This is a genomic window from Mycobacterium sp. IDUB_36, assembly GCF_055419225.1.
In genome coordinates, this window is the sequence record NZ_JBVAXH010000002.1 from 210,872 (window position 1) to 232,774 (window position 21,903).

24 protein-coding genes are annotated in these 21,903 nt (G+C 66.7%); 11 read left to right on the forward strand and 13 right to left on the reverse strand.

Annotated elements, in window-relative coordinates:
• Window positions 1-8 precede the first annotated feature (8 nt).
• On the reverse strand, window positions 9-1,226 hold the full coding sequence (locus ACZYW1_RS19345; RefSeq protein ID WP_463788097.1) for an acyl-CoA dehydrogenase family protein: 1,218 nt from the start codon (window positions 1,224-1,226) through the stop codon (window positions 9-11).
• A 189-nt stretch (window positions 1,227-1,415) separates the two neighbouring features.
• On the opposite strand from ACZYW1_RS19345, the gene ACZYW1_RS19350 reads away from it, so the two are divergent.
• The gene (locus ACZYW1_RS19350; RefSeq protein WP_463788098.1) at window positions 1,416-2,690 is read left to right on the forward strand and encodes an esterase/lipase family protein; all 1,275 of its coding nucleotides are present in this window, start codon (window positions 1,416-1,418) and stop codon (window positions 2,688-2,690) included.
• Here the strand turns inward: ACZYW1_RS19350 and ACZYW1_RS19355 are convergent.
• From ACZYW1_RS19355 to ACZYW1_RS19375, 5 genes are all read right to left on the reverse strand, one after another.
• Window positions 2,631-3,311: an alpha/beta hydrolase gene (locus ACZYW1_RS19355; protein WP_463788099.1), complete on the reverse strand. Its 681-nt coding sequence runs from the start codon at window positions 3,309-3,311 to the stop codon at window positions 2,631-2,633. The genes ACZYW1_RS19350 and ACZYW1_RS19355 overlap by 60 nt on opposite strands.
• 22 nt (window positions 3,312-3,333) lie before the next feature.
• Complete coding sequence (locus ACZYW1_RS19360; RefSeq protein WP_463788100.1) at window positions 3,334-3,855, reverse strand: hypothetical protein; 522 nt, start codon at window positions 3,853-3,855, stop codon at window positions 3,334-3,336.
• A gap of 52 nt (window positions 3,856-3,907) precedes the next feature.
• A complete protein-coding gene (locus ACZYW1_RS19365; RefSeq protein ID WP_463788101.1) occupies window positions 3,908-4,366 on the reverse strand; it encodes an STAS domain-containing protein in 459 nt (152 codons plus the stop codon).
• A 160-nt stretch (window positions 4,367-4,526) separates the two neighbouring features.
• Window positions 4,527-5,156: a nitroreductase family protein gene (locus tag ACZYW1_RS19370; RefSeq protein WP_463788102.1), complete on the reverse strand. Its 630-nt coding sequence runs from the start codon at window positions 5,154-5,156 to the stop codon at window positions 4,527-4,529.
• A gap of 6 nt (window positions 5,157-5,162) precedes the next feature.
• Complete coding sequence (locus ACZYW1_RS19375; protein ID WP_463788103.1) at window positions 5,163-6,140, reverse strand: NAD(P)H-dependent flavin oxidoreductase; 978 nt, start codon at window positions 6,138-6,140, stop codon at window positions 5,163-5,165.
• Between the two features lie 255 nt (window positions 6,141-6,395).
• Between ACZYW1_RS19375 and ACZYW1_RS19380 the strand changes: the two genes are divergently transcribed.
• From ACZYW1_RS19380 to ACZYW1_RS19395, 4 genes are all read left to right on the forward strand, one after another.
• Entirely contained in the window at window positions 6,396-7,631 is a 1,236-nt protein-coding gene (locus tag ACZYW1_RS19380) for an acyltransferase family protein (RefSeq protein ID WP_463788104.1), read from the forward strand.
• 225 nt (window positions 7,632-7,856) lie between these two features.
• A complete protein-coding gene (locus ACZYW1_RS19385; RefSeq protein ID WP_463788105.1) occupies window positions 7,857-8,558 on the forward strand; it encodes an Rv0518 family GDSL lipase in 702 nt (233 codons plus the stop codon).
• A 94-nt stretch (window positions 8,559-8,652) separates the two neighbouring features.
• Window positions 8,653-9,063 carry a hypothetical protein gene (locus ACZYW1_RS19390; protein WP_463788106.1) on the forward strand — a complete coding sequence of 137 codons (411 nt, stop codon included), beginning with the start codon at window positions 8,653-8,655 and terminating at the stop codon, window positions 9,061-9,063.
• 111 nt (window positions 9,064-9,174) lie between these two features.
• Window positions 9,175-10,338 (forward strand): LLM class flavin-dependent oxidoreductase, encoded by a 1,164-nt coding sequence (locus tag ACZYW1_RS19395; RefSeq protein WP_463788107.1) that lies wholly within the window; start codon window positions 9,175-9,177, stop codon window positions 10,336-10,338.
• Window positions 10,339-10,354: 16 nt separating this feature from the next.
• Here ACZYW1_RS19395 and ACZYW1_RS19400 read toward each other — a convergent pair whose 3' ends face one another.
• The gene (locus ACZYW1_RS19400) at window positions 10,355-11,350 is read right to left on the reverse strand and encodes an LLM class flavin-dependent oxidoreductase (protein WP_463788108.1); all 996 of its coding nucleotides are present in this window, start codon (window positions 11,348-11,350) and stop codon (window positions 10,355-10,357) included.
• 130 nt (window positions 11,351-11,480) lie between these two features.
• On the opposite strand from ACZYW1_RS19400, the gene ACZYW1_RS19405 reads away from it, so the two are divergent.
• Window positions 11,481-12,548 (forward strand): phosphotransferase family protein, encoded by a 1,068-nt coding sequence (locus ACZYW1_RS19405; protein ID WP_463788109.1) that lies wholly within the window; start codon window positions 11,481-11,483, stop codon window positions 12,546-12,548.
• Between the two features lie 36 nt (window positions 12,549-12,584).
• Here the strand turns inward: ACZYW1_RS19405 and ACZYW1_RS19410 are convergent, their stop codons facing one another.
• Window positions 12,585-13,175, reverse strand: coding sequence for a TetR/AcrR family transcriptional regulator (locus ACZYW1_RS19410; RefSeq protein ID WP_463788110.1), 591 nt, complete (start codon window positions 13,173-13,175; stop codon window positions 12,585-12,587).
• Window positions 13,176-13,278: 103 nt separating this feature from the next.
• On the opposite strand from ACZYW1_RS19410, the gene ACZYW1_RS19415 reads away from it, so the two are divergent.
• The gene (locus tag ACZYW1_RS19415) at window positions 13,279-14,061 is read left to right on the forward strand and encodes a hypothetical protein (RefSeq protein WP_463788111.1); all 783 of its coding nucleotides are present in this window, start codon (window positions 13,279-13,281) and stop codon (window positions 14,059-14,061) included.
• A 13-nt stretch (window positions 14,062-14,074) separates the two neighbouring features.
• Here the strand turns inward: ACZYW1_RS19415 and ACZYW1_RS19420 are convergent, their stop codons facing one another.
• The gene (locus tag ACZYW1_RS19420) at window positions 14,075-14,947 is read right to left on the reverse strand and encodes a glycoside hydrolase family 16 protein (RefSeq protein WP_463788795.1); all 873 of its coding nucleotides are present in this window, start codon (window positions 14,945-14,947) and stop codon (window positions 14,075-14,077) included.
• A gap of 119 nt (window positions 14,948-15,066) precedes the next feature.
• Here ACZYW1_RS19420 and tpx point away from each other — a divergent pair, with 119 nt between their 5' ends.
• A complete protein-coding gene (gene tpx / locus ACZYW1_RS19425; RefSeq protein WP_463788112.1) occupies window positions 15,067-15,570 on the forward strand; it encodes a thiol peroxidase in 504 nt (167 codons plus the stop codon).
• A 44-nt stretch (window positions 15,571-15,614) separates the two neighbouring features.
• Here tpx and ACZYW1_RS19430 read toward each other — a convergent pair whose 3' ends face one another.
• Window positions 15,615-16,922: an acyltransferase family protein gene (locus ACZYW1_RS19430; RefSeq protein ID WP_463788113.1), complete on the reverse strand. Its 1,308-nt coding sequence runs from the start codon at window positions 16,920-16,922 to the stop codon at window positions 15,615-15,617.
• A 167-nt stretch (window positions 16,923-17,089) separates the two neighbouring features.
• Here ACZYW1_RS19430 and ACZYW1_RS19435 point away from each other — a divergent pair, with 167 nt between their 5' ends.
• Complete coding sequence (locus tag ACZYW1_RS19435; protein WP_463788114.1) at window positions 17,090-17,419, forward strand: hemophore-related protein; 330 nt, start codon at window positions 17,090-17,092, stop codon at window positions 17,417-17,419.
• Between the two features lie 60 nt (window positions 17,420-17,479).
• Here ACZYW1_RS19435 and ACZYW1_RS19440 read toward each other — a convergent pair whose 3' ends face one another.
• The 3 genes from ACZYW1_RS19440 to ACZYW1_RS19450 form a co-directional block, all read right to left on the reverse strand.
• Entirely contained in the window at window positions 17,480-18,289 is an 810-nt protein-coding gene (locus tag ACZYW1_RS19440) for a glycoside hydrolase family 16 protein (protein ID WP_463788115.1), read from the reverse strand.
• Window positions 18,290-18,355: 66 nt separating this feature from the next.
• Complete coding sequence (locus tag ACZYW1_RS19445; RefSeq protein ID WP_463788116.1) at window positions 18,356-19,177, reverse strand: alpha/beta fold hydrolase; 822 nt, start codon at window positions 19,175-19,177, stop codon at window positions 18,356-18,358.
• A 12-nt stretch (window positions 19,178-19,189) separates the two neighbouring features.
• The gene (locus ACZYW1_RS19450) at window positions 19,190-20,230 is read right to left on the reverse strand and encodes a class I SAM-dependent methyltransferase (protein ID WP_463788117.1); all 1,041 of its coding nucleotides are present in this window, start codon (window positions 20,228-20,230) and stop codon (window positions 19,190-19,192) included.
• Window positions 20,231-20,291: 61 nt separating this feature from the next.
• Here ACZYW1_RS19450 and ACZYW1_RS19455 point away from each other — a divergent pair, with 61 nt between their 5' ends.
• Together ACZYW1_RS19455 and ACZYW1_RS19460 are read left to right on the forward strand one after the other, a co-directional pair.
• Entirely contained in the window at window positions 20,292-21,137 is an 846-nt protein-coding gene (locus tag ACZYW1_RS19455; RefSeq protein WP_463788118.1) for a class I SAM-dependent methyltransferase, read from the forward strand.
• Between the two features lie 10 nt (window positions 21,138-21,147).
• Window positions 21,148-21,903 carry a DUF1906 domain-containing protein gene (locus ACZYW1_RS19460; protein WP_463788119.1) on the forward strand — a complete coding sequence of 252 codons (756 nt, stop codon included), beginning with the start codon at window positions 21,148-21,150 and terminating at the stop codon, window positions 21,901-21,903.

Sequence of the window (21,903 nt, forward strand, 5' to 3'; positions counted from 1 at the left end):
GGCCGGCATCACCGGATCGGCAGACCCGTCAGGGCCCGGCCGATCACCAGACGCTGAATTTCGCTGGTGCCCTCGAAGATCGTGAAGATCTTGGCATCCCGGTGCATCCGCTCGACCGGATAGTCGCGGGTGTAACCGTTGCCGCCGAGAATCTGGATGGCTTCGTCGGTGACGTACACCGCGGTCTCGCTGGCGTAGAGCTTGGCCATCGACCCCTCGGCCGACGTGAACGCCTTGTTGTTGCGCTGCATCCAGCTAGCCCGCCACACCAGCATCCGGGAGGCGTCGATACGGCTCTTCATGTCCGCCAATTTGAAAGCAACAGCCTGGAATTCGGCGATCTTGCGGCCGAACTGCTCGCGCTGACCCGAATATTCCAACGCGTACTCGTAGGCGGCGCGGGCGATGCCGAGTGCCATGGCGCCCACTGTCGGTCGAGTGCGCTCGAAGGTCATCATCGCGGCCTGGCTCGAGGTGCGGTGCCCCTCCTTGATCCTGGCGATGCGGCCCTCGAATTTCTCGCGGCCACCCAGGATCAGCTCACCGGGCAGGCGGACGTCGTCGAGCACCACCTCGGCGGTGTGCGATGCCCTGATGCCGTGCTTCTTGAACTTCTGCCCCTGCGACAAGCCCTTGGTCCCGGGCGGCACGATGAACGTCGCCTGACCTCGGGTGCCCAACTCGGGTTCGACCGACGCCACCACGACGTGGACGTTGGCGATTCCACCGTTGGTGGCCCACGTTTTGGTCCCGTTGAGGATCCACTGATCGGAGGCCTCGTCGTACTTGGCCCGGGTGCGAACCGCGCCGACGTCCGAGCCGGCGCCGGGCTCCGACGAACAGAACGCCGCCAGTTGGGGGTCACCGGGGCTGCCGAACATCTGCGGTAGCCACTCGCCGATCTGTTGCGGCGTCCCGTTGGCCGCCAGGGCCGCCGCGGCCAGGCCGGTGGCCATGATGGACAACGCGATGCCCGCGTCACCCCAGAACATCTCCTCGAACACCGTCGGCATGCCCAGCCCGCTGGCCTCGCCGGCCATCTGCGCGAACAGATCCGGAGTGTAGAGCCCGACCTTGGCGGCCTCTTGGATGATCGGCCACGGTGTCTCTTCCCGCTCGTCCCATTCGGCGGCCGCGGGCCGGATCACCGTGTCGGCGAACTCATGCACCCAGTCGCGAACTTGCACTACTTCGTCCGGCAGTTCCAACGAGAAGGTCGCGTCCATCAGGCTCCTATCAGGCGTTACGCCCGCATCCAGGTCACGGCCAACCAGTTCAGCCACTGGCAAATACAGTAAACGTTTGTATACTGAGCGGACAAACCGGCAGCTCAGGGAAGAATCCAGGTCAGGGTTTGAGCAGCTAGCGAGGGTTGCCAGGCCATTTTGACATCTGTCGACCCAAGAGGGAGTCATATGCAGCGCAGCGATATCCGTGCCGTCGGCGACCTGGCGGGGGAGGCCTCGACGGTGCTGACGGCGTTGGTGCGCGGAATGCACTCCGGCATCGCGACCCGCGTGTTCGATTCGATCGGACCCACCGCGGCTCCGACCAGGGCGATCCACGACGGATTGTCCCGCGCGATCTACACCGGCGTGGACCGGGGACTGCGTGGCGCTAGCCGCGTCGCGGGTCTGGTGGCCGCAGAGCTCTGGGGCAACGAGGTCGACGAGGCGCTGGAGTCCCGCGGCGACTCCATCGGCGCGGCACTGGCAGCGGTGAACGGCATCTACGGCGACGAGCTGGCCGACCACGAGAACCCGCTGGCCGGCGCGATGGTGGTCCGCTGTGACGGCAAATCGGTTGCCTTGACCAGCGACGCCCTGGCGGCGGCGTATCCGGACGCGACCGGGCGGGTGGTCGTCTTCGTGCACGGCTGGTGCATGACCGAACGGGCGTGGTCACGCGCGCCACGCGAAACCGACGACGGCCGCAGCTACGGTCAGCGGTTGCACGACGAACTCGGGTATAGCCCAATCCTGTTGCGCTACAACAGCGGACTGCACATCTCCGTCAACGGCCGCACGATGGCCGGCGTTCTGGACCTTCTGCACGCGCAGTGGCCGGTCCCCATCACCGAGCTCGTGCTGGTGGGCCACTCGATGGGCGGACTGGTCGTGCGCAGTGCGTGCCATTACGGCGCTGCCCAACAGCACGCCTGGGCCGACGAGGTGACCCGGGTGGTGTGCCTGGGGTCGCCACATCTGGGAGCCGACCTGGAAAAAGGTGTCAACATCGCCGCGTGGGCCCTGGCCAAGTTGCCCGAAACCCGGGCCATTGCGAACTTTCTGAATGCCCGTAGCGATGGGGTGAAGGATTTGCGCTTCGGCGCCTGCCTGGACGAGGACTGGCTGGACGCCGATCCCGACGAATTCCTGCGGGACCGCTGCCAGGAGGCGCCGTTCCTGCCGCACGCGACGTATCACTACGTGTCGACCACCGTGTCCCCGCGGCTGCTCGGGCTGCTCGCCGGCGACCACCTCGTTCGATCGAAAAGTGCTGCGGGCGTTGGCAGATCGCGTCACATCCCGTTTGCGGCGGAGCAGGGATTGACGCTGACCGGGTTGAATCACTTCGACTTACTGAACCACCCGCTGGTGTACGCGAAGCTGCACGACTGGCTGTCGCAGTCAGTCGCCCTGCCGGCCGGCATCGGCAATACGCCCCGCTACCTCGGCGGCGACGGCTAGCGACTGCGCGTCGGTCGCGGCGTGATAGCTCCCGGCCTCCGAGTCATACGCCGCGCCGGCGATCGACCCGTGGTCGGCGGCCATCTCGACCACGCTCACCGGCCAGTTGGAGCTCCGCAGTGCCGCGGCGAAGTCGTCGGCCACCGAGACGGGGATCACCCGGTCGGCTGATCCGTGCAGCAGCGTGAACGGGGTCGGCTGCGCAGCGTCCCGGAGCTGAGCTGCCGGGAGCTCGTGGAAGATCGGGTCGGGCACCATGAAAGCGCCGGCCAGGCAGACGGTGTGGGCGAGGGTGACGCCGAGCTCGGAGGCCCTGATCGTCAGCGCCGCCGCCGCGAGACCGCCCATCGACCAGCCGACGAGCACCAGAGCGTCAGGCTCGGCAACGCGGTCCCGGGTGAATTGCAGCGAAGCCAGTAGATCGGACCGGCCACCGTCGGCGGCGTGCGAATTCCAATCGGCGGCCACCACGCAGCGTCCTTGCGCGGCAATCAATTCGGCGAGAGACCGCACCGACGAACGCGCGTCGGCCTGCTGCCCGTGCCAGAGCAACACAGCGGGCTGCGACGGTTGGCCGAAAATGTCCGCCAGGCGACCGGCGGTGTACTCGACGGTCTCCATATGTTTTCGAACGGCCCCGGAACTACTTCGGCGGTGTCGCCGGCGCCGGGCCGGCAGGCGGCGGCGGCGTGTTACCGCCGCCGATCAACGAGTTGAGAATGCCCAGCGACAAGCCGGCCTGCTCCGGCGGCTTGCCCGGGTCGGGGACCGCAGCGTCGTTCTTCTGCCAGGCTTGGCAGCCGGTCGTCTTGAACGTTTTGTCGGTGGCTTCGATCCGCACGATCTGCGGCTTCTTGCTCATCGCGTTGTCCAGCGGCTGCTTGGCATCCTCGCCAAGCCGCTTCCAGTAGCAGACGCTGTTCGGGACCGGACCGGCCGACGTGTAGACACCGGGCACGATGTCGGTGCCGACGTTGTAGACCCCGTCGTGGTCGATGGTCGTCTTCGGGGCGGCTGGAGCTGCGGCTGGGGCGCCCGCGTGTGCGGGAGCCGGGGATGGTCCGGGCGGGGCGGGGGTGGGGTCGGCGGCGACTGTGCCAACCGACGCACCCCATGCCAGAGCCGTCAGCACCGAGGCGGTGGCAAGAGCCGACTTAGACGTCACACATAGCAGCATACGGACTCTGCGAACCGTAGGTCGCCGCGCGAACGCGCGACTAAGCGGTTTTGTTGAAGAGCGGCAGCAGTAGACGACGACGGGCACTGGTGGCGTCGGCGAAGTACTGCAATGCCTCGTGGACCGTTGCCGCGGTCGGGAAGCTGACGTCCTCGTGCGTCACCAGCAGCGTCAGGCTGACTGCCTGGCTGGGGATGACCGCCCATTCCAAACCGGCGGCGGCGCAGGCGGCGTCGACCGCGTACAACAGCCGCACGGCCTGCGGACCGAAAGTCTCCAGACCCGTGAGGTCGAGAACGAACGGCTTGTCCGGAAGATTGAAGCGCTGGGCGTAATCGATGACCTGATCGACGTTGCTGGCGTCCACGGCACCGGTGATCGTGACCACCGTCGCGAGGTGGCGGCATTGCGCGCGCACAGCGGCGCCGTGGCAATTGACGGGAAGATGGGCGTGTCGCGGCGCCAAATACGAAGCTGGCGTGATAATCGGGTCCTTCATCAACACTTCCCCCATCTCAAACACTGCTACTGCGATGTCAGGATCTGCGACGACCCCGATCTATTTGAGACGCTAATTGCCTACTCTAAGGTCACTGGGTGCAGCCTTTAATACTTTGCTAAGAAACGATTTCACCGGCCCGCAACATAACCGGGCTAAGTCAGCTTTCGCCCCAGCCATCCCAGAACGTGACGGACTCGGCGGGCGGCCGAGCGGCCGGCCGGAATTCGCTGCCGATCGTGTACGCAACGGGGAACAACGCGGCCTGAGTGACCGTGTCGGGGATGCCCAGTAATTCGGCCACTTCTCGTTCCCTGCCCAAATGCATTGTGGTCCAGACGGATCCGAGACCACGGGAACGCAGGGCGAGCAGAAAGCTCCAACCGGCCGGAATAATCGACGCCCACGCCGACGAGGCGACGACCAGATCGTTGCCGTCGAACCGGCGCTGCAGACAAGGAATTACGAGCACCGGCACATCGGCGAGTGTCTCGGTGAGGCTCAGCGCGCTGCGCAGCACCCGCTGAGTCTGTGGATCAGACTCCGACGCCGCCAGCCGCGGCAGGTAGTGCTCGCCGATGCTCCGGTAGATCTCGGCGATCGCCGCGCGCTTGCCGGGATCGGTGATCACCAGCCACCGCCAGTCCTGCGCGTTGCTCGACGTGGGCGCCTGCATCGCGATCTGCAGGCACTCCATGATCACTTCCCGACTGACCGGTCGGGTCAGGTCGAGACGTCGACGCACCGAGCGGGTGGTGGTCAGCAATTCGTCGACCGATGCCAGATCCATCACGGGTCAACCCCTCTTCACGAAGTCGGCGGAATGGCCGAGGACGAGCTCGGCGCGCGACACGATATCGGCAACTATGTCCGCGGCCGGCCGGACCGCGTCGACGAGGCCGATCGACTCGCCGATCAGGATGGCAGCGACCGCGAAATCCTCTGCGGCCACGCCGGCTTCGAAAGTGTCGACCGCGTCGGACAACGACGCGAGAAGTTCGGCCTCGTTGCCATGCCACTCGTCGACGAACGGGTTGCTCAACGCCCGCTCGGTGTATTCGGACGGCCAGTCCAGTCGCCGCACGTAGTCGTAGACCCGGGTGCGGTAGGTGCTGTCACCGCTGGTGCCGATGGCCCGCGCGTGCGCACCGGGCGACACCAGCGCCTCGGGGGAGGCCCAGAATCTGGTCCCCACCACCACTCCGTCGGCGCCGAGCATCAGAGCCGCCGCAAGCCCGCGACCGTCGGCGACTCCGCCAGCGGCCAGCACCAGCGTTTCCGGCGCGCGTCGGGCGACCAGATCGACCACTTCGGGAACCAGGGTGAATGTCGACCGTGCCGTCATGCCGTGTCCGCCCGCCTCACCGCCCTGGGCCACCACGATCTCGGCGCCCGCGTCCAATGCCTGGCGCGCCTGCTCGAGCGTCTGGATCTGCGCCATCAGCGGAACGCTCGCGGCACGGACGCGCTCCGCGAACGGGTGCAGTTCGCCGAACGACAGCATGACCGTCGCCGGTTGCCGCTCCAACGTCTCGTCCAGGAGAGCGGGTGTGCGCGCCAAGCTCCAGGTGATGAAGCCGCACCCGACCCGCGCCCCGCCGGCCAGACCGAACTCGCGCTTCAGCCAGGCCGCGTCGCCGTAGCCGCCGCCGATCAGACCCAGTCCACCGGCAGAGGTCACTGCCGCGGCGAGCCTGCCCCCGGAGACGAGCGCCATCGGCGCCGAGACGATCGGGTGCTCGATACCGAAGCGTTCGGTGAGGCGTGTCCTCATCCTCGGCTCTCGGCACGATCGACGGGTGACTGTGGCACGGCCTCTCCTGAGTGTCGGGGCGATGGAGTCGGTGCTGACGCTAGCCCTGTCAACGCGCCCGGGGAATGCTCACTTCCATGTCTCTGCCTGCGAATTCGCTGCGAGGCGCACCGGGCGGGCGACTCGCGATCACCTCGGTGCACTGATACCCTGCCAACGCCGTAGTAACCGGCGCAGCGGCGAACGAAACGCTTGTGATCTCACGGAAAGATTCTTGTGCGCAGCGGAGAAATCAAGGCCCTCACCGGACTTCGAATCGTCGCCGCCGTCTGGGTCGTGCTGTTCCACTTCCGTCCGCTGCTCCGCGATGCGATTCCCGGGTTTCGTGACGCGCTCACGCCGGTGCTCAACTGCGGCGCCCAGGGTGTCGATCTGTTCTTCATTCTCAGTGGGTTCGTGCTGACCTGGAATTACCTCGATCGGATGGGCGGGTCCTGGTCGACGCGCGCCACCCTGCACTTCCTCTGGCTGCGACTGGCCAGGGTGTGGCCGGTGTATCTGGTCACCTTGCACTTGGCCGCGCTGTGGGTCATCTTCACGCTGCACGTCGGTCACGTGCCGTCCCAGGAGATCTACCGCTTCACCGCGATCAGCTACGTGCGCCAGGTCCTGATGGTCCAGTTGTGGTTCCAGCCGTTCTTCGACAACTCCAGCTGGGACGGGCCCGCGTGGTCGATCAGCGCCGAATGGCTGGCCTACCTGCTGTTCGGACTCCTGGTGCTGGTGATCTTCCGGATGGCGCGGGCGACCCGGGCCCGCAGCCTGATGTGGCTGGCGATCGCCGCCTCGTTGCCTCCGGTGGTGTCGCTGCTGGTGACCGGCCAGTTCTACACCCCCTGGAGTTGGCTGCCACGCATCGTCATGCAGTTCACCGCCGGAGCACTGGTCGCCGCAGCGGTCAGCAGGCTGCGGCCGACCGATCGTGGTCGCCGCGCCGCCGGCTGCGCGTCGGTGCTGCTCATTGCCGGAGTGGTGGGTTTCCTGTACTGGTCCGACGCACACCCGCTGCACGGCGTCACCGACACCGGCGGCCTGGTCGACATCCTGTTCGTGCCGCTGGTGCTGACGCTGGCGATCGGCACCGGCAGCTTTCCCGCGCTGCTGTCCACCCGGCCCATGGTGTACGGCGGGCAGATCTCGTTCTGCCTGTACATGGTCCACGAACTGGCGCACACCTCCTGGACGTGGACAGCCGAGCAGTTCGAGCTGACGCTGTTCGGCACCGGCGGCAAGCTGCTGCTGGCCGCGGTACTTGCGATCACCCTCATCGCTGCGGCGGTGCTCTACCACGCCGTCGAAGAACCGGGTCGCCGCTGGATGCGCAGGATGGTCGGTGACGGAAAACCGCAGACCGGAACCGACGCCGCCGCCCAACTCGCCGGTGGCAAATTGCAGTCGGTCGACGGCTCGCACGAAGGCCGCCCGAAATCCATTTCGGCGCGGGCCGGCTGAGGTCGCAGTGACGCGAGCGATACTGCGCCACACGACGATCGAGTACGATCCCCATGGCGCGAGGACGTTGGCGTCCCGCGCTCCGTCGACGTGACAGGGCTCTCGTAACCTGACCGGCTTCCACGCGGTACCCGCTCGGATGCCAGCGCGTCGACGGCGAATTCCAGCGTCGGGCTTTTACGATTCCGCTTGTACGGATGTGACACGCGGCCGAGGTGGTGGGCAGTGCAGGTAACGGTAGGTCCTCTGGCCACAGTTGTCGTCGCCGCTCTCGCGGCCGGGATGGTCACCCATGGTCCGGCAACGCCGCGCCCGGTCGAGACCATCGCCCGCGGAACGCCGATCGACCACGTCGCGGTGATCGGGGACTCCTACACCACCGGGACCGACGAAGGCGGCTGGGGAGCCAATACCTGGACCAGTCGCACGTGGTCGACGCTCGCCCGCCAAGGTGTTCAAGTCGCGCCCGAAGTCGCCTCCGAGGGCAGGGCCGGTTACGTCGTTCGCGGTGACCACGGCAGCGTCTTCGAGGACCTCACCAACCGTGCCGTCCATCCCGACGACGCGCTGGTGGTGTTCTTCGGTTCGCGCAACGATCACGGCGTCGACCCGATGCAGATGACGGCGATGGCGCACGACACGCTCGACGCTGCCCGACGGATCGCGCCGGCGGCGAAGCTGCTGGTGATCGGCCCACCCTGGACCGACTCGGACCCGCCCTTGGACGTCCTCTATATCCGCGACATTCTCAGCGGGCAGGCCCACGACTTCGGCGCAACGTTCATCGACCCGATCAGCGACGGCTGGTTCGTCGGCCGGCCGGAGTTGATCGGCCCGGACGGTGTACACCCCAACGACGCCGGGCACGCGTACATGGCGGAGAAAATCGCTCCGCTGATTCATGCCCAACTGTCCCGCAGAGGCTGATATCGGGACGGAATCGAGGCGTTTCGAGCGCGTCGGTCACGGGTACCTCGGGGTCACAAGACGACAGTTGGGATTGCACATGAAGTCTGCGCGGATGTCCATGACGCTATTTTCCGGCGCTGCCATACTCTCGTTGGCGGTCGGATGCGGCGGCGACCACGACAAGGGTGGGCCGTCGAGCACCACGACGACGACCACGACACCCTCGTCGAGTGTTGCCCCGACCGGGGCGCCCGGCGGCGGAGCTCCCGGCGGTGGCGGTGGCACCGAGGGCGGCACCGGTGCCGGTGGACCCAACGGCGGCGGCGGCAGCATTCCCGGCGGACCGACCGGCGGCGGTGGGCCTAACGGTGGTGGCGGCGTCATCCCCGGCGGACCCACTGGGAGCGGCGGCCCCAACGGTGGCGGCGGCAGCATCCCCGGCGGACCGACCGGTGGCGGCGGCCCCAACGGCGGTGGCGGCAGCATCCCGGGTGGACCGAGCGTCAACATCCACATCCCCTGACAGTCGCCGGGCCAAGCCCGGTGTGGTTCGCATATTCGCGGCTCCGACTCCTTAGTCCCGACGGTTGAACGGGACTAAGGTCGGAGCAACGCGACTGCTAGGGGACCGCTCATGGCCAAGCTCAGGTTCGGGTATTTCATCGCGCCGTTTCACCGCGCGGGCACCAACCCCACGCTGGCCATGCAGCGAGATCTCGAACTGGTCGAACACCTCGACGCCCTCGGCTTCGACGAGGCCTGGATCGGCGAGCACCACTCGGCGGGCAGCGAGATCATTGCGTCACCCGAGATCTTCATCGCCGCGGCGGCCGAGCGGACCAAGTGGATCAAGTTGTGCACGGGCGTCATATCGCTCGCGTACCACAACCCGCTGTGGGTGGCCGATCGGCTGATGATGCTGGATCACCTCACGCACGGGCGGGTGATCGGCGGAGTCGGTCCGGGGTCACTGCCGAGCGACTCGGCGATGATCGGGTTGACCCCGACCGACACCCGCGAGCTGCTCGACACCAACCTCGACATCCTCGTCCGGCTGCTGCGCGGGGAGACGGTGTCGGCCAAAACGCCGACCCACGAACTGCACGACGCCCGCCTGCAACTCGCGCCGTATTCCGAGGGCGGTGTCCCGCTGGCCGTAGCCGCGGTCGCCTCGCCGACCGGCGCCCGGCTGGCCGGCAAGCATGGCATCGGCCTGTTGTCGATCGGGGCGACGCTGACGGTCGACGGCTTCAACGCCCTGCAGTATCACTGGGACATCGTCGAGGAGCGGGCCGGGGTTTTCGGGACCACGGTCGACCGCAGGAATTGGAGTCTGGTCAGCCCGTTCCACATCGCCGAGACCGAGAAGCAGGCGCGCGAGGACGTGAAATTCGGCCTCGCGCCGTGGTTCAACTACTTCCAGAAGGTCGCGGCCTTTCCGCAGATGACCATGCCGGGCGAGCAGATCGACGAGATGATCGACGTGATCAACGACAACGGGGCCGGCGTGATCGGCACCCCGGAGCAGGCGCGCGAGCAAGTCCAGCGGATGTGGGACCAGTCGGGTGGTTTCGGCTGCATGCTGCAGATGGGCCACGAGTGGGCAAACCCGTCGGCGACGAAGCGGTCGGCCGAATTGTTCGCCGCCGAAGTAATGCCGCATTTCCAGGGCCAGGCACAGCCGACACTGGACGCCGCGACGCGGGCCAGCGAGGTTCGCGAAGGCCTCGCACAGTCCCAGATCGACGCCGTCGCGCACATGGCCAAGAAGTACGAGGACGAAATCCGGACGAATTAGCCGCTCGGCTGAACACTCAGCCGGAGATCCCGGCGGCGGAGGCGAAGGCGCGCAACTCGCGCTCGATGTCGGATCCCGCCGGCTGGTAGGCGATTTCGGTGACGCCGACAGCGGCGAGGTCCCGCACCCAGGCGGCGACCTGGTCGGGCGTCCCGGTCAGCGATGCGGCACTGGCCATCGGGATGAGGTCGGCGACGTACGGTTCGTCGCGGGCGTTGGCACGGACCAGATGTCCTTCGTGGATCGCCAGATGCCGTTCGTCGTCCGGTTCAGCCTCGATCGCCGCACGCCATTCTCGCCCGCCCGGCAGTCCGTCGACCGCGGCTGCGCCGCCCCGCTCGTAGATCGCGTGATACATCACCACCGCACCGGGTCCCGCCGCATCGGCCACTCGCGCTGACGTCACGTCCTCACCCTGGTCGAGGACCGTCCCGAAGGACAGCAGCGCACGCCAGTCGGCCGCCTGGACCGCGTCCGGTTGCGGTACCGCCGCCGAGAACACACCGTCACCCAGTTCGGCTGCCACCGCAAGGCCTTTCGGCCCGTCCGCGCCGATCAGAAACGGCACGTCGACGGGTCGCTCGGCCCCATACCCGGCCGGCTGCATCATCCGGATCTTGGCGCCCTCCCACTCGACGGTCTCGCCCGCGAGAAGCGATTTCAGGCAGCGGACGTAGTCGGCGACGTGCCGCCACGGCAGCGGACGCTTGCCCAATGAGAACCGGCCGGTGAAGCCGGAACCGACGGCCACCGCGACGCGCCCCGGTGCCTGCGCGACGAGCTCGGCGATGGCGGCCGCGTTGACCATCGGGTGCCGCAGGCTCGGGACGAGCACACCCGGCCCCAGCCCGATGCGCGATGTGCGCTCGGCACATCGCGTCAGAATCATCCACACATCGGGGTACAGCGCGGGGGAGTCGTAGAGCCAGGCGCGTTGATAGCCGAGGGTTTCCGCAAGCGCGACGTGCGCCGGAGTGTCCGACGAGGTGGCGAAAGCGCATGAGATATCCATAGCCGGACCCTAATCCAGAACGAACCGTCAGAAAGTGGCGTCGACGCCACCTGCCGACCGGAATCGGGCCATCTGATTTCTCGCCTGGGTAGGGTTCTCGCAGCCGCGGGTCGACGACAGGGGGCAACGAATGCCGGGTGTTGCTGAGCTGGTGCCGGTACTGCCCGCTCATCGCTTCGACGAAGCGGCGCTGGGTCGTTATCTGCGCGGCCGGCTACCCGAGTTCGACGGCCGGCTGGAGGTGCGCCAGTTTCAGGGCGGCCAGAGTAATCCGACGTTTCATCTGCACACCGCGGGTGGCGAGTTCGTGCTGCGCAAGAAGCCGCCGGGCAAGCTGCTGCCCCGCGCCCACGAGGTGGAGCGTGAGCACCGGGTGATGGCCGCCCTGGCCGAGACGAACGTCCCGGTGCCGCGCATGCGCCTGTTGTGCGATGACGAATCTATTTTGGGCACAACGTTTTTCGTTATGGATCACGTACCAGGACGGGTCTTTCCCGATCGGGTGCTGCGCGACGAGACCCCCGCGCACCGCGCAGCGGTCTACGAGGATCTGGCGCGGGTTCTGGCGGCGCTGCATGGCGTGGATTGGCGGGCCGTCGGACTCGAAGGTTTCGGTCGGCCGGAGGGCTATATGCGGCGCCAAGTGGCGTTGTGGACGAGGCAATGGGAAGCGGCGAGGACGGAGGACATGCCGGCAATGGACCTGCTGGCGTCGTGGCTTCCCGAACACTTGCCGCCGGACGACGAACCGGCGTGCATCGCACACGGCGACTACCGCTTGGGCAACGTCCTACTGCATCCGACCGAGCCGCGGGTGGTCGCGGTGCTGGATTGGGAGCTGTCGACGATCGGTGACCCGCTGGCCGACCTCGGATATTTCTGCGTGACGTATCACGTGCCCGGCGGACCCAGTGGACGAAGCGGCGTCCTCGGCGAAGACCTCACCGGCACAGGACTTCCCGATCAACGGGCATTCCTGCAGAGCTACTGCGCGCACGCCGGCCGGTCGCTCCCGGAATCGCTCGACGTCTTCGTGGTGTTCTCGATGTTCCGGTTGGCCTCGATCACCGCCGGGGTGTGGCGCCGGGGCCTGGACGGCAACGCGGCGGATTCGCGCGCGGGCACCGACGAGTATCGCGAGCGCTACCGACAGATGGCTGACGCCGCGTGGGAGTTGGCGCAAAAGCTCACCACCTGAACGGCTTTCAGGTCGGCGCCGGCCGCAGCCGACGATCTAGTCGGGCAGCGTGAACATGCGCGCCAGGAGATGGATCAACACCGAGCGCAGGGTGTCGTCGTCGATTCCATCGACCAGGGGGTTGATCACCGTGCCGGCGATCGCGCCGGAGAACATCGCCGCAGCGATCCGGGCCTCGGTGTCGTCGGATTCGTCGAGCAGGATCGCATACAGGCGGGTGGTGAGGTTGCGGAGCGGCGCGTGCTCGGCCAGCACCCGCATCATCGCCGGGTCGTTTTGCAGGCTCATCACCCAGCGGCGGCGCTCGACGGCCATCGTGACGACTTCAGTCAGCAACACCTTTCGGGCTCGCACCGAATCCGTCTGGGCCTCGGCCGCATCCAGCGCACCCTCCAGAGCCGCCATCTCCATCTCCGCGACGGCGGTCACGATCTCTTCCTTGGTCTTGAACTTGTGGTAGACGGCGGCCTTGGTGACCCCGACGGCGTCCGCGATCATCTGCAACGACGTTCCGCTGACGCCGTGATCGGCGAACAGCTCCAGCGCCGCGACGAGAATCCGGGTTTGGGCCGGAGTGCGCCGGATGCCGCTCAGCAGGCGTTCCGCCGGTAGCTGTGGGTCTGGCACGCGCTCAGGTTAGCCGAGCCGCCATGCCGTCAACCGCAATTCTTAGCCGCTCGGCTACCCCGACACCACCGTCGGCGTCCACCCGCTCATACACTGACTGATCGTGGGAATTTTGTTGGGTTTCGCGCCGTGGATCGTCTACTGGGTTCTGGTCGGCAACGCACCGTTGCTCGTCGCGGCTGCGGTCGCCTTCGCACTCGCCGTCGCCGGACTGGTCGCCGGATACCTCACCCGGACACCGCGACGCTCGCTGGAAATTGGTTCCGGCACAACGTTTCTGATCATCACGCTGGTGACCCTGCTGGCAAGCCGGCCGGTCCTGCTGGGCTGGGCGCTGCCGCTGAGTTTCGCGGGCCTACTGCTGGCCACTCTGGCCGGGCGGCAGTTCGGGGCCGCGTTCCCGCACGAGTACGCCGCAGCGAATCAGCCGCCGGCCGTGGTCAACAGCGATGTGTTCGGCCAGATCAGCACCCGGCTGACCTGGATCTGGGTCGCGGTGTTCGCCGGCATGACGGTGTCGTCAGCGGTTCCGCCGATCACGACCTCCGAAGCGTCGATCCTGAACGCGCACAGGCCGGTGGACTATCTCGGCTACTGGGTGGTGCCGTTCACACTGTTCGGCCTCGGGGCGCTGGCCACCCGGATCCTGCCCGACTGGATGACCGCCTCGGCCGGTGACATCGAACGCAAGACCACGTTCGTCGCCTATCACGAGGCGACCATCGACGAGCTGTACTACCTGGCCCAGGAGCACGCCAATCGCGAAGTCGGCGCAGGCGAAGAGGCGTACGCCGTCAAGGTCGGCGGCAAGGGCACGGCGCTGGTCGGCGACGAGAGCCGCCATTCGTGGCCGTCGACGTACAAGGTGCGTCAGTCGCGGCGCTGACCGGCAGCACAGGTCAGAAGACGCGCACCCAGTCGACCAGCATCTCGGCCGGGTAGCTGCCGGACGCGGGATCGCCGCCGCCCGAGCCGCCTACCGCGAGGTTCAGCACCGGGAACAAGTTGTAGTCCGGGTCGTTGAACGGCCATTTCCGAATGGGGTCGTTGAGATCTTCGATGCCGGTGGACGGCACGGTGAAATACGGCTCCTTGCCGTCGGCATAGTCTTCCCAGAAGTAGAAACCGCCCTGGTTCCAGGTCACCCGCCAGGTGTGCCAGCCGCCGTCCACGCCGATCGGTTGGGTCTCGAAGGCAGTGCCGTACGGATCGGCGTGCACGGTGGTGCCGGCGGGCCATTCCCCGTTGCCGTACCACTCCATCAGGTCGACTTCGCCCTCGCGGCCCGGAAAGTCATTGGACAGCCACCATGCCGGCCAGGCGCCACCGGTGAGGCAGTTCAGCTTGATCCGGGCTTCCCAGGTGGTGCCGATGCCGCCGCGCCAGTTGCCGCTGATCAGGCCGCCGAAGAACTTGTTACCGTCGTGGGTCGCGCGCAGCACCAGGTTCGAGTTGCCGTCGACGAAGACGTTCTCCCGGCTGTTGCGGTACTGGCCCCAGAACTCGGGCCGGTCGAAACCGACCGGATTCTTGATCGGCGTGCGGTTGGAAGACACCGCCCACTTCGACGGGTCGGGCGCCGAGCCGGCGGGGCCGTCGAACTCGTCGTGGAACAGGTAGCCGCCGGTTTGCGCGCCGGGTGCGGGTGCGGTCGGAGCCGGCACCCGCGGGGAGGTGTAGGCGCGGGCCTGGGGAGCGGGGATCGCGGCGGCGAGGGCGCCGGCCCCGAACGTCATCACGACGTTGCGTCGATTCATCTCTGGCACAGTCAGACAATATATAGAGACGACCCCGGAACCTGCAGCCCAACCCGCGTGGCGCGCGGCCGGTTCGACGTCCTTGGATCGGCCCCGACCCGACACCGCTTCGCGGTGGTTGGCAGACTGTGCGCATGGCACAGATAACTTTGCGTGGAAACACCATCAACACCGTCGGTGACCTGCCGGCCGTCGGAGCCCCGGCCCCCGCTTTCAATTTGACCGGATCCGATCTCGGCGCAGTCAACAGCGAGCAGTTCCAGGGTAAGCCGGTGTTGCTGAACATCTTTCCGTCAGTGGACACCCCGGTGTGCGCCACCAGTGTGCGCAAGTTCAACGAGAGTGCGGCCGCCGGCGGCGTCTCGGTGGTGAACGTCTCCAACGACCTGCCGTTCGCCCAGGCGCGTTTCTGTGGCGCCGAGGGCATCGAGAACGTCCAGACCGGGTCGGCATTCCGTGACAGCTTCGGTCAGGATTACGGCGTCACTATTGCCGACGGCCCGTTCGCCGGCCTGCTCGCCCGCGCCGTCGTGGTCATCGGGGCCGATGGAAACGTCGCTTACGAGGAATTGGTGCCCGAGATCGCCCAGGAGCCGAATTACGACGCGGCGCTGGAAGCGCTCAAAGCCTCATCCTGAATCGACCGGCGGCTACCTACGTTCGTGGGGTAGTCGCCGAATATTCACTGTCGCAACGGAATTGCCGTCAGGGCGGTTCGGTCGTAGGAACACAGTGCGACCAGCAGTGCTCCACCGGCGAATACCACTGCGGTGAGCCACGGAAAGTGCCCGTCCGGCGCGAATCCCTTCGCTGCCAACGATCCGAAGCCGTATGCGGTCATCAGCGCACCGGCTGGCACCAGCGGAGCGGCCCAGCGGCGGTTGGTGGCGGCAAGCTCGGGCAGGGGAGCGGCGAAGAAGCGTCGGCCCCACCACAACAACGCCAGCTCGGCGACGGTCACCACGCTCAGGATGCTCACCCATTCCAATCGGCCGAGCCACCAGTCAAGGCCGCCCTCGGCCGGTTGCGGCAACAACCCGGCCGGGTAAGCGACGACCGCCACCAACACCACCGGAATCATGTGCCACAGATACAGGGCCATCACGTTGTCATTGGCCGGCCCCAACACCCGCTGGATCGCCACCGGGCGCAGTGCGCGGTTGACCGCGGGCGCGAGGCTGATGACCAGCCCGGCCTGAGCGCAGCCGAACGCCAGCATCGCGGTCGAAGGCGGTTCGGTGTTCTGCACGGTTAGGCCGGGGACGCCGATCATGCTGACCGGGTAGGGGCCGATCCAGATCAGCAGCCACAGCGCGCACGCCGATCCGACGGCCAGCAGTAACGGCCTGCGACCTGCCAAAAATCCGCTTTGCCAGGCAATTCCGAGTTGGTAGAGCAGTCCCCAGCAGAGCAGGTAATTCAGCCAGTTCAGATACGGGACGTGGCCGGCCAGTGCGGCGGCGTCGACGGCGACGACACCCAGCCCGAGCCCAACCGGCACCCGGAGTCCCCAGCGACGTTGCGCCGCAATCGCTGTCGGCGTGGCCAGAACCATCACTACGTACATGGCGAGAAACCACAGGTGCATGGCCACGGCCCAACCCGCGTACTCGAGGAGCGCCCCCGCCGCGCCGGTGATCTCACAGCTGACCACGATTGCCGACACCACTGCGACGTAGACCGCCGACGGACCCAGAACCCGGGCGAGCCGATGCCGCACCCAACCGCGCCCCGACATCGCGTCGTCGGCCCGACGATGACCCCACGAGACTGCGGCCGCATAGCCGGCGACCACGAAGAACGTGGGCACCGCCTGGAAAACCCAGGTCAGCCACTGCGTCCACGGCTGATCCTCGAGCGGGTTCTGCCGACCGAAGGACCCGTCGCGATACGTCACCGATCCGGCCAGCCAGTGGCCCAGCACGATCAGGATCACCCCGCATACGCGGTACAAGTCCACCGCCAGGTTTCGGACCGGAACCCGTGTCATACTCGGAAAATACCCGGGCTACGCAAAGCTAAGTGTGACCTGTGAGGTTCATGAGTCCAACGCTCGACGAGGTTGGCGGGTGAATCCTTCCGCTAAACTGAGGATCTCGACGCCGAAGTTCGGCGGTTCGTAATCCGGAAGGTGTTCCACATATGGTCACGCGTTCAATGAGCAAACTGGCTGGTGTATTTGGGGGTCTGGCCCTGTCGGCGCTCGTAGGCGCAGGGATCGCGTCCGCGGACGGGCTGTCGGAGCAGGCAATCAACACCACCTGCAACTACAACCAGGTGCACGCAGCACTGGCCCAGCAGAACCCGAGCTACGCCAGCATGCTCGACAGCCACCCCGATGCACAGTCCTTCCTGCAGGACTACCTCGCCTCGGGACCCGATGCCCGCCGGGTGAAGGCCGACCAGCAGGCGGCCCGCCACCCAGGCCAGGCCAGCCTGTTCTACCCGGTGATCAACAACGTCGCTGCCACCTGCAACGGCTTCTGAGCTCAATCGATGACGGGGCGGACCTTCGGGTTCGCCCCGTTTTTCGTTGCTTGAGACCCGTCACCAGACCCGGATGTAGTCGACCAGCATCTGCGACGGATAGCTGCCCGGGCCGGGATCGCCGCCGCCGGACCCGGCGACTGCGAGGTTGAACACCGGGTAGACGGTGTAACCGGGTCCGTTGAACGGCCAATCCGGCAGTGAGTCCGCAGACGCTGAGAAATACGGCGCCGCGCCCTCGCTGTAGTCCTTCCAGAACCGGATGCCGGTTGTATCCCACTGGCAGCGCCAGGTGTGCCACGCGCTGTCGATGGCAATCCGCTCGGACACATGCTCGCCGCCGTTGGCTTTGGCGTGCACGGTGGTGGCCGGCAGCCAATTCCCGTTGCCGTACCACTCGACGATGTCGATCTCGCCCTGGTCGTCATTGCCCAGCCAATACGCGGGCCAGCTGCCGGCCGTCAGGCAGTCGAATTTGATCCGCGCTTCCCAGGTGTGGCCGACACCACCGCGCCAATGGCTCTGGATTTTCCCGCTGTAGAAGGTGGGCCCGTCCTTGGCGGCTTTGAGGACCAGATTCGACTTGCCGTCGAGGAAGACATTGCGACGGTCGTCACGGTACTGGCCGATGTTCTCCGGCAGTTCCCAGTGCGTCGGGTCCTTGATCGTCTCGCGGGCCTTGGCCACCGCCCACTTCGACGAGTCGGGCGCTGAGCCCGCCGGGCCGTCGAACTCGTCGGAGAATATGTAGCCGCCCGCGGGTGCCGTCGGCGGCCGGGGGTGGGCACGCGCCTCCGGGACCGGAACCGCGGCTGCCAGCACGCCGACTCCTGTCATCAAAAGCAGGGCGCGACGATCCATTTCCGGCATAGGCACAGGACCCTAGCAGCCGGATTCGGATCGGGGGCGAACGGTAGCTTCCGTTGTCCGGTCCGGTTACAGGTGCTCGAGCAGCCGTTCTGCGAACGCGTCGGGGTGCTCGCGATGCATGAAGTGGCCGCCGTCGACTTCTTCGACGACGTAGGCGCCGGTGAACATGCGGGCGGCGTGCCGGTAATCGGCCGGTTCGACGACGGGGTCGCCGCGCCCGGCGAACACCACCGTAGGCACGGCAATGCGCTTCTTCAGCGACGCGCTGGGGATCGGCGAAAGTTTACGGTAGTAGCCGAACGCCGCGTTCACACTCGCGCTGTCGGAGAAACTCGCCCGCACCGCCTCGAATTCATCCGGATCGGGACGCCACTGCGGCGACCACCTCCGATAGATCTCGGGCAGCGCTGCAAAGTCGTTGCGAGCGAACCTTTTCGGCGCGCCGGGCAGTTTGTACGTCACGAAATGCCGGGCACCCCAGAGCTTCCCGAGTGACGGCTTGAGCGCGGCCGGGTGCGGGATCCCGACGACGAACAGCTTCCTCACCCGTTCAGGCGCCAGAGCCGCGGCACCGTAGGCCGCCGAAGCTCCCCAGTCATGGCCGATCACGACAGCCTCGGTGGCCCCCAGCGCCTCGATCAGGCCGAGGGCGTCGTGCGCCAGCGTCTCCTGGTCCGCGTCGCGGGGCGGGATCGCCGTGGGCGAATACCCTCGCATGAACGGGCTGACCGCGCGATATCCCTTTCCCGCGATGCGAGCGCGCAGATCGTCCCACGTGTGCGCCGTGTCGGGAAACCCGTGCAGCATCAACACCAATGGTCCGGAGCCGTCTTCGAGGTAGGCGAAGTCGAGTCCGTTCGCGTCGACGTGCTGAATCGCATCGCTCATCGTTGTCGAACCTCACTGCTTCCGGTAGACGAGCCAGCGCAACTCGATTGGTGATTCTTCCCGCGCGACGTCGAATACATCGAGGCCGTTGGCCCAGCCGTCGAACCAACTCGTGGGTGGCCAGGCGCCGTCGGGGAGGTGCAATTTCTCGTATTCGTACGCCGAATCGTCCTCGGTGAGAGAGAGTGGCAAAGCGGTTGTCGCGGAGGCCAATTCGTCACGGGTGAAGATCATGGTGTTGCACTGCTGCCCGAGTTCGCGCGCCGCGGCGTCCGGGGTGTAGCCCTCTCGCGCCAGGAAAGCGTTGAACACCAGGTGTCCTCCCGGCGCCAGGCAGTCGGCGGCGAGTTCGAAGATCCCACGCAGCTCGCCGGTGGTCCGGAAGTCCGGGACCACCTCCGCCAGGACGACGAGCTGATAGTCGCGGCGCACCCCGTCCATCGTCTCGAAGACATCGCCGTTGAGCACGCGCACCTGCAGCGACTCGCGCTCGGCCGCCGCCCGAATGATCTCGGCGAACTTCGGGCTCATCTCGACCGCATCAACCGGATGACCGCGGCGCGCCAAGGCCAATGCGTTGCGGCCTGTTCCGGCACCGATGTCGAGTACCGGGTGACGACCGGGATCGGCCATCGCGCCGGCCAACGCCCACACCTTGGCGTCCGGCTCGGTACCGAACAGCGGCCCCTCACGGCTGTCCACCCAACCGTCGTACGCACCACCGAGGGTCACGGATTCCGTTGTGATCCGGTAGTTCATCCCGATGCCGAAGGGGGCGTGAAACGAGATCACGATGTTCGAACGCGAGGAGGCGGTGTAGGCCCTGAGTAACTCGGCGGACAGCACGGAGCGCAATTGCGCGGATTGCTCGTCGGTGTACCGCACACCTGAAGCGGCAAAGATGTTGTCGCACATCTTGATGTATTCGTCGATCAGGCTCGGCACCGCCGGCACCGTGATCTGCGCCGTCACCACCGCTCGACGATGCAGCCGACGGACCATCGCCTCGCGCAGCGCGGACGCATTGGCGGCCCCGACAGCCGGAACGTCCATCCAACCCTTGTACACGACCCGACCCCGGTTCCACCAGCAACCGAGTGCTATAACGCAACGTATGGCAGACGCCGGACATTTGATCACCCACGTTTCCGACACAGCCAGGTGGACGGCCCTGTACCGGGCAACCGAATCGGCGCGGCCCGATGCGCTCTTCCACGATCCGCTCGCCGACCGCCTCGCGGGGGAGCAGGGTCGCGCGATCGTCGCCGAAACGCCGAGGACGAGTCGCAGCGGCTGGTGGCTGGTCGCGCGGACCAAGCTCATCGACGACGCCATCGCCGCAGCGATCGCCGACGGGTGCGACCGGGTGTTGAACTTGGCAGCCGGCTTGGACACTCGCCCGTATCGGTTGGATCTGCCGTCGGACTTTCCCTGGATCGAGGCCGACCTCGCGCCGCTGCTGGGAGAGAAGACGGAGTTGCTCGCCGACCAGACACCGCGCTGCCGGTTGACCCGAACGGCCGTCGATCTGGCCGATCCGAAGGCCCGTCAAGCGTTCCTCGACGAGGCTCTCGACGGTGTCCACAAAGCTCTGGTGCTGACCGAGGGATTGCTGCACTACCTGGACGCCGATGACGTTGCGGCGCTTTCGGCCTCGTTCACACGCGATGAGGTGAAGTGGTGGATGCTGGACTTCGGCGGCGTGCGGTTGAAGCAGATGATGAACAAGAAGATGTCCGGAATGCTGCAGAATGCGCCGTTCAAATTCGCGCCCGAGAACGGGCTGGCCTACTTCGAGGACCTCGGCTGGACGGTGCTGGAGGCTGAGTCACTACTGTTGGCGGCCAACCGATTCCGCCGCCTGCCGTTCTTCATGCGGCCGGCCGCGTGGGGACCCCAACCCGATCCACGACACCCCGGCAAGCGACCGTGGAGCGCGGCCGCCTTGCTCACGCACTAGGCAGGCAGCGATGTTCTCGCGACGCGATCTGGCCAAATACGCTGCGGCACTGAGTATGGCCCCACTGGGCGCAACCCTCGGCGCGCCGACGGCCCGCGCCGACAATCCCAGGTTGATCGACTTCGCCGAGCGCCGCATCGCACCGGAGGAGATCAAATCCGCCGGATACATCGGTGTGGTGAACTACGTATCCGAGGCACGACCGGGTGCTCACTTCGAGGCCAAACCCTTGACCCGGGGGTACGCCGACTCCCTGCGCGGCGCGGGATTGCACATCGTCAGCAATTTCCAGTACGGGAAGCCGGGCGGGACCGCGCCGTCCGACTTCACCCGCGGATTCGACGGGGGCGCCGCCGACGCGCACACCGCATTGGGACTTCACAACGCGGCCGGCGGCAGCAACTCAGCGCCGATATTCTTCAGCGTCGACGACGATATCAACATCGATACCTGGAACAATCTGGCAGTCAACTGGTTTCGCGGGATCAACTCGGTGCTGGGGGCCCAGCGCACCGGCATCTACGGCCACGCGCAGGCCTGCCGCTGGTCGATCAACGACGGGGTGATCGGCCGATCGAGTACCCCGGGACACTGGTGGGCGTGGCAGACCAGGACCTGGTCGCACGGCCAGCGCGAGCCCGGCGCGGTGCTCTACCAGGAGATCGTCAACAGCTCATCGAACCCCGGGCCGCTGCTCGGCGGCATACACATCGACGTCGATGAGGTGCTGGCCGCAGATTACGGGCAGTGGGATCTGGATCGATGA